Source organism: Gilliamella sp. G0441, assembly GCF_050589305.1.
Classification (GTDB): Bacteria; Pseudomonadota; Gammaproteobacteria; order Enterobacterales; family Orbaceae; genus Gilliamella.
In genome coordinates this window covers 111,105-125,254 of the sequence record NZ_JBNRJF010000006.1, presented here as the reverse complement: position 1 = coordinate 125,254, position 14,150 = coordinate 111,105, and the positions used below count along the sequence as shown (strand labels likewise).

Here is a 14,150-nt window from a genome sequence, read left to right as displayed (position 1 = left end):
TATGCAAAATGAAAAACTTAATGCCATGTCTGATTTAAAAGCATGGCTTTGTTATTTAGAGAAACTGCACCCCACAACGATTGATCTAGGTCTGGATCGAGTAAAAACCGTTGCCCAACGCTTAGATCTGTTACAGCCTGCACCTTATATTTTTACTGTAGCTGGAACCAATGGAAAAGGCACAACATGCCGAACTCTTGAAATGATGCTATTGGCAGCAAAATTAAGAGTTGGTGTTTATAGCTCACCTCATTTGATACGTTTTACTGAGCGAGTTCGAATAAATAACCAAGAATCAACCGAACAAGCAACGGTAAATGCTTTTGTAGAAATTGAAAATGTACGAGGTGATATTTCTCTAACTTATTTTGAGTATGCAACACTTGCTGCACTTTATCAATTTAAACAAGCAAAATTAGATGTCGTTATATTAGAAGTAGGATTAGGTGGAAGGCTAGATGCAACCAACATAGTGGATGCCTATATCGCCATAATCACCACCATAGACATAGACCACGTAGAGTATTTAGGTCATACTCGTGAAAGTATTGGTCAGGAAAAAGCGGGTATTTTTAAATCGAAAAGTATTGCCATTGTTGGTGAGCAAAATGTTCCAACATCAATTCCATTGGTTGCAAAATCTGTTAATTGTCCAATTTTCTCAGTAAATCATGATTGGTTTTATCATCAAATTGATAATGTTAAATGGTCTTTTCAGTCTTCTAGGGTACACTACGAAAATTTACCCATAGCGAATAATATACCATTAGCTAACGCAGCGACTGCAGTTGCTGCATTAAGTTACTCATCTTTAAACATTACTCAAGATGAAATTGCAAAGGGATTAATCCAATCAAGTTTGGTTGGTAGATTTCAAACTATTCAACAAAACCCACTCGTTATAGTTGATGTTGCTCATAATCCCCATGCTGCCACTTATCTAGTAAAACAACTTGATAAATTAAAAGCTCAACGATCAAAGATGGGTAACATTCGAATTGTGATTGGTATGCTTAAAGATAAAGATATCCAAGGTACTTTATCAATATTAAAAGCTGATGTTTGGTATTGTGCTTCACTTTATGGTGAACGAGGATGTCAAGCGGAAGTGCTTAAAGGATATTTGGAAGATAAAGGGGAAGGTATTATCTTTACATTTGATGATGTCTTAACCGCTTATCAAAAAGCAATGCATGATGCAGAAGAAGATGATATTATCATAGTATGTGGTTCATTTCATACAGTTGCGGATGTTTTAGAACAATATGAATATTAAGTGAAATTAATCATGACAAAAGATAAAAACACTACTCCAAATAGTCAAAATAAAATTAGGAATCGGTTTGTGGGTTTTGCAACATTATTGCTTATACTAGCGCTGATTGCACCATGGATTATAACGGATAAATCAAATAATCAGACTTCAAGTTCCCCAATTTTGCAACCCGATATTGTTCAACAACAATTTCAATCGATCGAATCTACAACTGATGACAACCATGCTAATAGTGCCTATGGTGTAGATGATATTCCTTATATACCAGATAATGAGCAGGATTTAAATTCTTTAATTTCTCCTGATGTTGCTCAAAATGATATTAACGAAACAACACCAAGCGATAATGTTAAAGTAAGTGAACAAGAATCTAAACTTTATATGATTCAAATAGCGGCGTTAAAAAATAAAAAGAAAATAGAAGAGCTAGTGGCTTTGTTAAGATTAAATAATTACAACGTTAAAGTAATTCCTAAAAATCCAGAACCTAATCAATTAATCAAATTACAAGTAGGGCCATATGGTAAAAGAGAGCAAGCTGAGCAAGTAATCGATAATCTTAATAGTTTAACCAAACAAAAAAGTATAATTGTGGCTAATTAATAGATAAAATTAAAAAATAAACCAATAGTATTAAAGTTTTATAATTGATTGTTTTACATAAAAATTTATTAATAAGCTATTTCAAATTAAACATCTTATAAAAATATAATTGTAGGTTATTATGATGAATTGGGTTGATTTTACGATTATTGGCGTCATAATTTTTTCAGCATTAATCAGCATTATTCGTGGATTTGTGCGTGAAGCATTATCGCTAATCAGTTGGGTACTTGCTTTTTTTATTGCAAGTCGATTTTATGTTTATATTACCGAGTATCTTACTTATTTCGATAGCGAATTAGTACGTACTTCCGTTGCGATTGCAATTCTATTTATTGCTACTTTACTTGTTTGTGCAGTCATATCTTATATTATTGGTGAATTAGTACAAAAAACAGGATTATCTGGAACAGATCGCGTATTGGGTATCTGTTTTGGCGTATTAAGAGGCATTTTGGTTGTCGCTGCGATACTGTTTTTTGTGGATACCTTTACACCATTATCGCAATCGAAATACTGGGAAGAATCACAGCTTATCCCCCATTTCCATTTTATAATTCGTTGGTTTTTTGAATTTATACAACAATCGTCTTCATTTTTAGTGCAGTAATTTTGAGGTAATCATTATATGTGTGGTGTTGTTGGTATTTTAGGATGTAGTACAGTAAATCAATCAATTTATGATGCATTAACCGTATTACAACATCGAGGACAAGATGCAGCAGGAATTGTGACTATAGATGAACAGAATCGCTTTCGTTTACGTAAAGCAAATGGTTTAGTTAAAGATGTTTTTCAGGAACATCATATGCAACGTTTACAAGGTAAATTAGGCATTGGTCATGTTCGTTATCCTACCGCAGGTAGCTCAAGTCCCTCTGAAGCACAGCCATTTTATGTAAATTCTCCTTATGGTATCGCACTTGCACATAATGGCAACCTAACCAACACCGATGAATTAAGTAAAAAAGTTTTTGAACTTGCAAGACGACATATTAATACTAACTCTGATTCAGAAGTTCTTCTTAATATATTTGCCAGTGAATTAGACCAATTTCCAACTTATCCGCTTACGGCGGATAATATCTTTAACGCCATCGCTAATTTACACAAAATAATTAAAGGCGCATATGCTTGTGTCGCTATGATTATAGGACATGGGCTTGTTGCATTCCGTGACCCTTATGGTATTCGTCCTTTAGTAATAGGTAGACGAGTTCTTGATAATCAACAAATTGAATACATGGTTGCCTCAGAAAGTGTTGCATTAGATGTGCTTGATTTTGAATTTGTTCGAGATGTCGCACCGGGGGAGGCCATTTACATTACCCAAGATGGACAATTTTATTCACAGCAATGTTCCGATAATCCTCAGTATTATCCGTGCATATTTGAATATGTTTATTTCGCAAGACCTGATTCATTAATGAATGGCGTATCGGTTTATCAATCGCGTATTTTAATGGGACAAAAATTAGGTAATAAAATAGCGAGAGAATGGAAAGATGTCGATATTGATGTTGTTATTCCAATCCCTGAAACATCATGTGATGCCGCACTTGAAATTGCCCGAATCCTAAATAAACCCTATCGACAAGGATTTGTAAAAAATCGCTATGTTGGTCGAACATTCATTATGCCTGGTCAAGCTACTCGCAAACTTTCTGTAAGACGTAAACTTAATGCAAATCGTATAGAATTTGAAGGTAAAAATGTTCTTTTAGTTGATGATTCAATTGTTCGTGGAACAACGTCTGAAAAAATTTTAGAAATGGTACGTTCAGTAGGTGCGAAGAAAGTCTATTTAGCTTCGGCAGCTCCTGAAATTAGACATCCAAATGTGTACGGTATCGATATGGCTGTTGCAAGTGAACTCATTGCATTTAACCGAACGGTTGAAGAAATAGCTAAAGAAATTGGAGCAGATAAGCTAATTTTTCAAGATCTTACCGATTTGATTGACTCAATTAGAGAAGAAAACCCAGATATTCATCATTTTGAATGTTCTGTTTTTGATGGTAAATATATTACTGAAGATGTAGATGATAATTATTTATCATTACTCGAACAAAAAAGAAATAGTAATACTCTTGGCCTTTTTATAAATAAAGAATCAGAAAATTTAGAAATTTATAATGAAGATCAATAAGTGCTTATTATTGTAAAAATGACAAATTTATCAAAAATCAAAAAATATATAGAAATCCCTATCTTTTTAATAATTAAAATCAATCTAATGAGTTTTATTTAGCTCATTGGAAAAATAAAAAAATCATAAAAAACATTTACATAAAAAAATAAGCATTTTTTTCTTCGGTTAAAAAAAATTATTTTTATTCATTTTCTACAGAAATCCACTCTAATTCTTTACAAAAATATTTAAATAAATTTTTGTAAAATGACCTCTTTGTAATATAATTTTTATGAAAGTAAATTTTGTAAAGATTTTTAAAGATTCAGAGGATCGCATAATCTTTAAAATGTTTTAAAACGCAATTTTCTTTTCTAATAGCTAAATAACAGTTTTTTGATAATCATTTATCAATTTTTGGAAATATAAGGAACGATTAAGATGAAAACAAATCTTAATTTAAAAGTTATCTCTGCATTAGTATTAATTGCATTAAATTGCCAAACAGCCATAGCTTTGGATGCAAATAATACTTTGTCTTCAGATGCAGTTGATAGTAATAAAATCATCGAACTTAAAAATGGATCAAAAGTTCGTGAGATGATAAATAACAAAAAGGCTAGTCTCTATCAAATTGCATTAAGAAGTGGAATTACAATCGACCAATTACGCGAAATGAATGCTGGTCGTTTTGATAAAAGAGATTCTGTCGAAGAAGGTGAACTTTTAGTTCTTCCCGAAAACTCACCATTATTACCATCTAAACATTTATCAGAGCCAGAAAAGCAAGAAAAGCAAGAGAAGCAAGATAAGTATGCTTTACCAAATTTAGGGTCAGATGAAAAATACGATGTTAAAGCAGATAAAGAAAAATTAGATACTTATGTCGCTGAAACATTACAAACATTAGCAACACAAGATTGGGAACAATTATTATCTTCTGAAAATGGTGGTTTATCTGGTCATTTAAGGAATAAAGGTCGGACTTACGCAGAAAACTATGTACGTAGTAATGTAAGAAATCATGTTGTTGATCCTTTACGTAATGCAGCTCAAGATTTTTTAGGACGATTTGGTACAGCACAATTATCATTTGATGTGAGTGACAAAGGTAACTTTAATAATCTCAGTCTCAAATTATTTAGTCCATTGTATGACACTGATAATATGTTGATATTTAGTCAAATTTCATTTCAAGAGTATGAACATAACCGTCGGATAGGAAACTTTGGTATAGGACAACGTTGGGATGTAGCGGATAAAAAATGGTTACTTGGTTACAACGTTTTTTTAGACCATGATTTTCAACGGGCTCATAATCGCTTAGGTATCGGTGCAGAAGCATGGACAGATTATATGAAGCTGGCTGCTAACTATTATCACCCGTTATCAAGCTGGAAACAGTCACGTGATTTTGATGAATATTTAGAGCGTGCGGCTAAAGGTTTTGATATACGTCTACAAGGATACTTACCTCAATACCCTCATCTAGGTGGTTCGCTAATGTATGAACAATACTTTGGTGATAAAGTTGCCCTATTTGGAAAAGACAATCTCCAAAAAAATCCAAGAGCAATTACCGCAGGTCTAGATTATACCCCAGTTCCGCTATTTACATTGAAAGCAGAACATAAAAGAGGACAAAATAACAAAAAAGCAACCTCTGCATCATTAACAATGAACTATCGTTTAGGGGTGCCTCTAAAAGATCAGTTAGATCCAGATATGGTTCAAAAAGCACGATCGCTAGCTGGAAGTCGTTATGATCTGGTTGATCGTAATAATTATATTGTTCTTGAATATAAAGAGAAAAAACTCAGTGTCGATTTAGGACTTGAAGCCCTCCAATTGGTCGAAGGTCAGACATATGATGTCAATATTGCTGTATATAATGCCAAAAGTCTAAGTTCTCTAAAATGGACGGGCGATATGTATCAAATAGATGCAGGAGGCGGTTTCTTCTGTAATACAACAGGTATTTGTACTTCATCATCATGGGCTACTCCTACGACAGACACTCAAAATTGGAAAATAATGGCGCCTACTTATGTTGATGAAAACGGATTACGTCGTCCACATAGCACTGATGGCAAATATACGTTAGCCGTAACAGTGACAGATAAAAAAGGTCGTACAGCAACATCAAATCCTGTAACTTTTGAAATTTTGCCAAACCCAGCAATGCGAAAAATTGGTCTCTGGGCTGTTGATAGAAGTGGTAATCGTACAACAATGGCTTCTAATTTAGCTGATGGAAACACTGCGGTAACGCTAATGGCAAGTTTGGTAAAACCGAAAGTATCTAATGGCACAATAATTACGGCAGCAGATGTTGATGGATTTAGTGATGAGCAACTAATGAAGCGAATTCCTGACTCGTTCGATTCTGTTCTTAAAGGATGGACAGCTGTTAGCAACGGCAAAAAAATTCCATTAATTGATGGAACTTCTGGCAATGTAAATGCATGTCCAAAACAAGAACCGTGTGTCATTGTTAAATCATTTGAAAAAATCAAAATGGGTCAAAAAGTATCTCAGAAAGCGGCTACAGCTGCTGGTGTTGAAGTTATTGGAGACAGTTATGCAATAGATGTCGCTTCCAACATACAAGGAATTATTGAATTTTCAACTTCAATTGAGCAATTTGGTTCGTCATTTAACAAAGTATCTGTCGATTTTACTGGTGGTCAAGCGGGACTAATCAAGGTTTATCGTAGTGATGGTGTATTAGTCGCTAGCCAAGTAGGACGCTCCCTTGAATTTGATCCTAATGGTTCTAAAGAGTGGAAAGTCGATAATGAATATTATGTCAAAGTCTATGCAGCTGATGGAATAACAGAAATTAACAATCCGTTTGTTATTTGGTCACTTGTTGATTCCAACAGTGCAGCATGTCCAGGAAAAGCATCAACAGCAGCATTACCTGATGTTAGGGTAAATCCAAATGGGCCTTGGTTTAATGTCGGTATGGGAATTAATGCTCGCTATAAAATCAGAAGTTTAAAAACGAATAGTTTTGCTAGTAGTGGCACTAGTATGCAAGCAACTGCAGATGCACCGAAAGATTTAAATTTCAGTCCTTTAAATGCATCTCCAATTGCATGTGCAGGTGATCAAGGGTTTAGATTACAAGTATTTGTTCAATAACATTCATGAACAATAAAAGCGTAATTAGATTACCAAGGAGTTCAGGTAATCTAAAAATAATCAATGTATCAGTGTATTAATTATTAGTACATTTGATGTTACAAATAAAAATAGGAACTAAACATGAAAAAATTAATTATTAAGAATATCGCATTAGGTATGTTCTTAGCCGGTTTTACTGTCAGTAATGCTTTTGCATTAGACGCAAAAACTACTAAGCCAATTGAAGGTAATCCACCGTTAATTAAAGGTACTTCTGCTAATGCAAAAGATCATTCTTTGACGCTAACTGTTGAAGATTCAGCGGGTAATACAATTGGTCAAACACAAGCTAAAGTCGGTAACTATATTAAAATTAAGTATAACCTACAAGATACTGATGGCGATGAAGATAAAGGTTCTGTTAAAACGACTTTAAAAGTTTTTTATCTTCTAGGTAATACTTGGAAAGAAGCAAATATGAGCACATTAGAACTTTCAGGCACAAATAATGCTTCTGAAAACGAAATTAAATTTAAGATTACAGATGAGTTTGCTGGGGCAACTAAAATTGGTTTCAAAATTTTAGAAAGGACTGAATTTGGTTTACCTTATGCTAACCAATGGTTAAGAGTATCTGATATTTGGAGTAACAAGGCACCTGGTACAGTTAATGGAATTGATGAAAATGGGAATCTTACCGGTGGTCCAATTCCAAGTGATCTAGATGGTAAAGATGAAGGTCCAGGTGATGTTGACAATCCAAATTTAAATGGATTTGGTCCAATTGCATCAGATGAAATGAAAGTTTATATTCTCGCAGCTGATTCAAATGATAACTACAGCATAGCTTCGAGTACTTTAGTTCCTAAACAAGGCGGTAAATATAAAGCAGTTGTATGGTTAGATAAAAATGGAAATGGTATATTAGATGCTAATGATGTTGATTTAAGTGCGAATTATAACTTTAAATGGTCATTAGATGGAAATTACGAAAGTGTACCAGCGTCAGCCGATGTAATTGCAAGTACACAAGTGATTACTTTAGGTCAACTTAATAGTGATAGCATGTATGCAAGTGGTAACTATAAAGCTGGTGCTCAAGGTTATAATCTTAAAGTTACGGCAGAAATTAAACCATAATTATTTAAACGTTAAATTGAAAACCACTCGAGAGAGTGGTTTTTTTTTTGCTTCAAGCTATAGTTAAAATATCGATTAAATTGATAGAAACATTATTTGATGAAACGATATGATTTATCTGAATTATCGCTATCGATTTCTTAAACTATCACTAATATGATTCAAGTATGGGATTGTTATTTGGCTTTCAGTTAAAAAAAGAATTTACAGCTGACTTAAAATAGTTATTCGATAGGAGCTAACCAATTTTTGATGTATGTTTTAAGTTAACTTATTCATCATTTTTGAAAAAAAATTGATTTAATAAGTTAACCCTTTAGTTTAGATAAAGCATTTTTAGATTGTCATTTGTACTAAATATATTTATTGGTACAGACACCTATATTTTATGTTTATAAATAAGTAGAAGTTTTTCTTAAGTAGACAAGTACTGAGCCATGGTGACTAAATTAAATATCCATTTCGGATAAACACCACAAATTATTATCAGTAATGCTGATATTGCAATAAGAACTTCACTCAATCGAAAATCTTGCCATTTAATATTCATGAGGGGATTATTTACAAGCTGATCATCACGACAATTGGGTCTTAAATAAAGGTTGATAACTAAGCGAGCATAAAAATAAAGTCCCAGTGCGCTACCAATAACGACAGCTGCCATTAACCACCATAATTCGGCTGTCACCCCTAATAAAATTAATAAAAATCTACCAATAAAACCGACTGTTAACGGCATACCAGCTAAGGATAATAAACCCACTCCCATAGCTGAGGCAAGAATTGGACGTCTCCAAAATAATCCGGATAAATCGATTTCATTCTCATGATCGCGTAATTCATTCGAATGTGATTCTAAACTTATTACACCTAAAACTGTAATATTGGCAAGGGTATAACCAATTAGATATACTCCAATGGTTTCCAATGCTAATACTTGATATTGCACCGCAATTAAAGCAATGAATAAATAACCAAAATGGGCAATAGAGGAATAAGCTAATAGCCTTTTTAAACTACTTTGTATGAATGCAAATAAATTCCCCCATAAAATTGAAAAGAATGCCATGAACACTAAAATAATACGTATGGTTTCGTTGTTTACAATGGGGGCTAATAAAAACAATCTAGCAATAGCACAAAAGATAGCAACCTTACCAACGGTTGATAATAATAAGGCAACAATCGTTGGTGAACCTTGATAGACATCCGGTAGCCAAAGTTGAAAAGGCACGAGAGATAGTTTAAAACCGATACCCACTAACATTAAACAGACACCCATTAATAACAATGGACTTTGAGATGTCATTGTTGATAATTGATAACTTAAACCACTAAAGGTTAATTCACCAGATGCGGCATAATAAAATGCTATGCCCATAAGCAAGAATGCACTAGCAATAGTAGATAAAATCATATATTTTACGGCGGCTTCTAGTGAATGAGTTTGAATATATTGGTAACCAATGAGTCCTATAAAAGGAATGGAGAGTAATTCAACGCCAATAAAAAAAGCCATTAAATGGCTAGCATACATTAACGTTACACCGCCTAACGCCATAAAAACTAATATTAAATAAAACAGGCCTTGTGAAGTTTGTTCTTGTTTAAACCAACGAAATGCTAAGCAGCTTACGATAATTGATATCATTAAAATTAAACTACTATAAAGTAAACCATATCCATCACATGTAAAAAGTGTGGTGATTTCTTGTGACACCCAATCAGTATTATCTTCGTTTAGTTTCAGGCGTGAAGAATGTTTAGGCGCCTTTACAACATGTTTATGCTCAGTTGAATTGTTTTCTAACGTAATGTTATCGTTAGTAATTTTACTTTCTGTCGTATTGTTATCTGATGCCGTAGGGGCTGTAGGTGGGGTTTCAACAGCAAGTATTTTTTCTTTAGAAAAATTTGAAAATGTTGGAAGAGTTAAAGAAAAAGATAGTTGCATATTATCACTACTGATATCAGTAATGTTTTTATTATTGATAGAAATTTTATATCCAATTATCGCTGCGCTGAATAAAGCTAAGCTTAAACCGCTTATAGTTAAAATTGCACATTTTTTTGTTTCAATTTTTAAAAAAAATATTGAAAACAACAAGATAATTATTGTAACGCTCAATATGAAAATAGGCGATAAAGCAATCATAACTTATTATTCTCCTACTCGTTCCGTAGTGATATATTGTTGTATTTGGTTAACAACAGAATAAGACATATCTAAAATCAATTGAGGATATAGACCGATAAGAATAAGTACAGCTGATAAACTGCTTAATAATAATAAATCTTTTTTACTTAGTTGATTTTTTGGTGCAGTCTCTTCATCTGGAACACTAAAAAATATAGGTTGCATACGTATAATAAATGATATAGATAGCAATAATAATCCAATAGCTAATAAAATTGTATAATAAGAATAAGAACCAAAACTACCAAGTAACATTAGATAATTACCAATAAAATTTGCTGTACCAGGAATACCTAAAACAGCCAATATAAAAAATAATGTAAAAGTTGAAAGATAACTAACTTGGTGCTTAACACCCGAAAATTGATTAATATTTCGAGTTGAATAACATTCAACTAACAGGCCACTAATAATAAACATGCCTACAATAGCGAAATTGATAGCAATCATCTGTATGATGACACCTTGATAGGCAATAATTGAACCACTATAGATAATAGCAGTAAGAAAAGACATAAGTGCAATGTGGATATAGGCAATCAATTTTTTTATGTCAGTTTGTGTAAATGCAACTAAAGCGGAATAAAAAATTGAAAATAAGGCAAGTGACAAAATATAAGGTACGATCATCAGCGTTGCGTTTGGAAATAGTGGAATTACAAAACGCAGTATTCCGAAAATTGTGGTACTAAGTAATAAGCCACTTATCATCATCGAACCTGTAGTTGATGATTCTATATGAGCTTCGATAAACCAATTATGAAATGGGACAAAAGGGACTCGAACAATAAAGGCAGCCATAAAGCCAAGCATTAACCAAAATTCAGTATTGCTCGAAATGGGAGTTTTCGTTAGAACTCGGTAATCAAATGTCCAATGACCTGTTAAATTCCAATTAATCAACACCAGTGACACGATAGAGATTAACATCAATAAACTACTAACTTGAGTATAAATTAAAAATTTACTTGCACCATTGAAACGTAATAATGAGTTTGAATCCCGTCTTCCCCATAATGAAATTAAAAAATAAACTGGTATGGTAGCGGCTTCCCAAAAAAAGAATAGTAAAAATAGATCTGTTACGGTAAATAATAATATAACGGCCGAAGTCATTAATAAAATACTAAAATAAAACAGGCCAGGGTTATTAATATTTTCTTTACTTGAGTAGATAATAGTGATCAATACAATCAATAAGGATGAAGAAATCACAATTATAGATAAGCTATCTAAACATAAATGGAAACGAATCCCTAATAAAGATATCCATTCAAAATTGACTTCTTCTGCCCAGTTTTCTCCCTGTTCAATAGTCGCTGCGGCATTTAACCATAAATTGATTATTAATATCAGTGTGATAGAAATTGTAATTAACGCTATAATAAATGATAGGTTATTCCATCTAGGCTGTGTATCACTGGATGCCACTTTGCGGTGTATAAAAATCGGACATAACCAACCAATAAATCCGCCTAATACTGGTAAGAAAACAAGCCATAATAACATGAATGATTACACCCCTATCAAATAAAAATTAGTAACATCAAAATAAAGATACAACCCATCACAATTGAAACAATATACCATCTGAGATGTCCATTTTCTAAACCAACAACATGCGAGCTTGTCTTTTTTATGCTCGTCATTATCCAATTATCCCATATGCCTAATGGATCTTTTTTTAACTTATTGGCTAACATCATATAAGGTTTAACAAGTAACAGATTGATAAGATAATCAAAACGCCAATTAGCTGTGCAAAAACGGATGAAAGATTTTACCAAAGGAGTGTTAAATACTTCTTTCACTTCGCTGTTTGGATGTGCATATAAGGTATAAGCAATGATGAAGCTCAACACAACAATACCGGTCAACAGAAACAGGAAAGATAAATTCCCTTGATGATCTAATTCACTCGTTGAAATAATACCTTTGATTGGTAATGGGAAATGCGTAAAAAGGGCTGTAGTAAAGATCAACAGTATCAATATAGGAAGATAACTCATTAAGTTGGTTTTAGCAAAATCGTGTATTTTCAATTTATGATAAAACACTTTAAGGATTAAGCGCCAAATACTCAAGCTAGCAAATAATATTCCTAATAAGCCAATAGTGCCCGAAACTAAACTATTTTGTAAGATTAAGCTCCAAATGATATCGCCTTTTATATAAAATGCGGCAGAAATCCAAGGTAAAGCACTAACTGATAACATGATGAATAAAAAGATTACCAATAACAATGGAAATTCTTTAGTTAATCCTCCTAATTTACTTATATCACGCTCTCCATGACATTTTTGAATGAGTATTGATGAAGCAAATATTAGTAACACACTGGTAATGGCATAATTGATTAAGCAATTTAGCGATAACGTCCAATTTTGTGTAGAAAATGCAAAAAAGATATAACTAATTTGAGCTAAATTGATAAAGGTTACAATTCGTTTAATATCATATTGTACTAACGCAATTGTACTTGAAAATATTATCGATAATGATGAAATTATGGTCATAATGTAAAGTACATCGCTTGACATCATAAACAGATTACTCAGTCTTAAAATCAAATACACGCCCGCTAAAATTACTGTCGAAGATTGCATTAATGCTACGGCAGGCATAGAAGCTAGCGTTGATTCATTAAACCATGATTGCATTGGAAAAAGTGCTGATTTACTAATTGCACCTAAGAACAACAATAACGTGATCCAAAAAATGATGTCAGAATCTACCGCTAAATTATCATGTGCGGTGCTTAAGATATCTTGAATATTTAATGTTTCGAGTGTTTGAAAAATTAAAAATATTGCGATAATGAAGAAAAGATCAGTTAAATGCATCATAAAAAAAGTTTTTACTGCAGAATAACTATTACGCATTTGTTTGTGGTAAATACCAATAAGTAAGTAAATACTGAGGCTAACACCTTCCCATCCGATTAACATAACGAGTAAATTATCAACTAGAATGATGGTTAACATACTTGCTATTAATAAATTACTATAGGCGTAAAAGGTATAGATATCTTTTTGTGATGTTAAATAAAATGCAGCAAAAAAATAAACAAGAATTCCTATAAAAGCAATCAAAACAAGAAAAATTAGCGATAATCCATCTAAGGTTAAAGTGATCGGAATATTAAAATCGCCAATAGAAAACCAGTTCCATAGTGTTTTACTATAAATCAATGACATATCCGGTACTGAGTTAGTGATAAAGTCAATACAAGAAAATGTGGAAATTAATACGACAATTAGCATTGTACTAATACCGATAATGGTTATGTTAATTGAACGTATTTGTCTTCCCAAACTAACTAAAGCTAAAAAAGAAAGCAAGGGAATAATGATAGTTAAATAAAGTAAATTCATCCTTTCATTTCGCTTAATGAGTCAATATTGATAATTTTTCGTTTAAAAATTAATTTCTTCAGAAGTGCAAGTCCAACACAAACTTGAGCAAGCGTTGTAATAATAGCTAAAATAGCCAGAATCTGCCCATCTACTTGTTGCCAATAATTACTTGCAGCAATTAAGGCGATGATTATTCCGTTATTCATAACAATTAGACTAAGTAACAAGAAATAAAGATTACGGCGAATCATAACGCCAAATAAACCTATTACAAATAAAACACAAGCTAAAATCAAACATTGAAATAGCGGAATCATA

10 protein-coding genes are annotated in these 14,150 nt (G+C 32.6%); 6 read left to right on the top strand and 4 right to left on the bottom strand.

Going from position 1 to position 14,150, the window contains the following annotated elements:
* Window position 1 precedes the first annotated feature (1 nt).
* The 6 genes from folC (at window position 2) to ACKJXD_RS07090 (ending at window position 8,279) form a co-directional block, all read left to right on the top strand.
* Window positions 2–1,276, top strand: a complete 1,275-nt coding sequence (folC, locus tag ACKJXD_RS07115) for a bifunctional tetrahydrofolate synthase/dihydrofolate synthase (RefSeq protein WP_430875944.1) — start codon at window positions 2–4, stop codon at window positions 1,274–1,276.
* A 12-nt stretch (window positions 1,277–1,288) separates the two neighbouring features.
* Window positions 1,289–1,879 carry an SPOR domain-containing protein gene (locus ACKJXD_RS07110; RefSeq protein ID WP_220216444.1) on the top strand — a complete coding sequence of 197 codons (591 nt, stop codon included), beginning with the start codon at window positions 1,289–1,291 and terminating at the stop codon, window positions 1,877–1,879.
* Between the two features lie 124 nt (window positions 1,880–2,003).
* Window positions 2,004–2,489 (top strand): CvpA family protein, encoded by a 486-nt coding sequence (locus ACKJXD_RS07105; protein ID WP_363317421.1) that lies wholly within the window; start codon window positions 2,004–2,006, stop codon window positions 2,487–2,489.
* 18 nt (window positions 2,490–2,507) lie between these two features.
* On the top strand, window positions 2,508–4,028 hold the full coding sequence (purF, locus tag ACKJXD_RS07100) for an amidophosphoribosyltransferase (protein ID WP_430875943.1): 1,521 nt from the start codon (window positions 2,508–2,510) through the stop codon (window positions 4,026–4,028).
* A 423-nt stretch (window positions 4,029–4,451) separates the two neighbouring features.
* Window positions 4,452–7,157 (top strand): inverse autotransporter beta domain-containing protein, encoded by a 2,706-nt coding sequence (locus tag ACKJXD_RS07095; RefSeq protein ID WP_430875942.1) that lies wholly within the window; start codon window positions 4,452–4,454, stop codon window positions 7,155–7,157.
* Window positions 7,158–7,280: 123 nt separating this feature from the next.
* Complete coding sequence (locus ACKJXD_RS07090) at window positions 7,281–8,279, top strand: hypothetical protein (protein WP_430875941.1); 999 nt, start codon at window positions 7,281–7,283, stop codon at window positions 8,277–8,279.
* A gap of 415 nt (window positions 8,280–8,694) precedes the next feature.
* On the opposite strand, the gene ACKJXD_RS07085 is transcribed toward ACKJXD_RS07090, so the two are convergent.
* The 4 genes from ACKJXD_RS07085 to nuoK form a co-directional block, all read right to left on the bottom strand.
* Window positions 8,695–10,233 (bottom strand): NADH-quinone oxidoreductase subunit N, encoded by a 1,539-nt coding sequence (locus tag ACKJXD_RS07085; protein ID WP_430875940.1) that lies wholly within the window; start codon window positions 10,231–10,233, stop codon window positions 8,695–8,697.
* Window positions 10,234–10,440: 207 nt separating this feature from the next.
* The gene (locus ACKJXD_RS07080; RefSeq protein ID WP_430875939.1) at window positions 10,441–11,985 is read right to left on the bottom strand and encodes a complex I subunit 4 family protein; all 1,545 of its coding nucleotides are present in this window, start codon (window positions 11,983–11,985) and stop codon (window positions 10,441–10,443) included.
* Between the two features lie 17 nt (window positions 11,986–12,002).
* The gene (locus ACKJXD_RS07075; protein ID WP_430875938.1) at window positions 12,003–13,850 is read right to left on the bottom strand and encodes an NADH-quinone oxidoreductase subunit 5 family protein; all 1,848 of its coding nucleotides are present in this window, start codon (window positions 13,848–13,850) and stop codon (window positions 12,003–12,005) included.
* Complete coding sequence (nuoK, locus tag ACKJXD_RS07070) at window positions 13,847–14,149, bottom strand: NADH-quinone oxidoreductase subunit NuoK (RefSeq protein WP_220216452.1); 303 nt, start codon at window positions 14,147–14,149, stop codon at window positions 13,847–13,849. The genes ACKJXD_RS07075 and nuoK overlap by 4 nt, the downstream gene beginning before the upstream one ends.
* Between the last annotated feature and the right edge of the window lies 1 nt (window position 14,150).

Coding starts and splice junctions, on each gene's coding strand:
- ACKJXD_RS07105 (WP_363317421.1), top strand. CDS start 2,004: ATGAATTGGGTTGATTTTACGATTATTGGCGTCATAATTTTTTCAGCA.
- purF (WP_430875943.1), top strand. CDS start 2,508: ATGTGTGGTGTTGTTGGTATTTTAGGATGTAGTACAGTAAATCAATCA.
- ACKJXD_RS07075 (WP_430875938.1), bottom strand. CDS start 13,850: ATGAATTTACTTTATTTAACTATCATTATTCCCTTGCTTTCTTTTTTA.
- ACKJXD_RS07095 (WP_430875942.1), top strand. CDS start 4,452: ATGAAAACAAATCTTAATTTAAAAGTTATCTCTGCATTAGTATTAATT.
- ACKJXD_RS07110 (WP_220216444.1), top strand. CDS start 1,289: ATGACAAAAGATAAAAACACTACTCCAAATAGTCAAAATAAAATTAGG.
- nuoK (WP_220216452.1), bottom strand. CDS start 14,149: ATGATTCCGCTATTTCAATGTTTGATTTTAGCTTGTGTTTTATTTGTA.
- folC (WP_430875944.1), top strand. CDS start 2: ATGCAAAATGAAAAACTTAATGCCATGTCTGATTTAAAAGCATGGCTT.
- ACKJXD_RS07080 (WP_430875939.1), bottom strand. CDS start 11,985: ATGTTATTATGGCTTGTTTTCTTACCAGTATTAGGCGGATTTATTGGT.
- ACKJXD_RS07085 (WP_430875940.1), bottom strand. CDS start 10,233: ATGCAACTATCTTTTTCTTTAACTCTTCCAACATTTTCAAATTTTTCT.
- ACKJXD_RS07090 (WP_430875941.1), top strand. CDS start 7,281: ATGAAAAAATTAATTATTAAGAATATCGCATTAGGTATGTTCTTAGCC.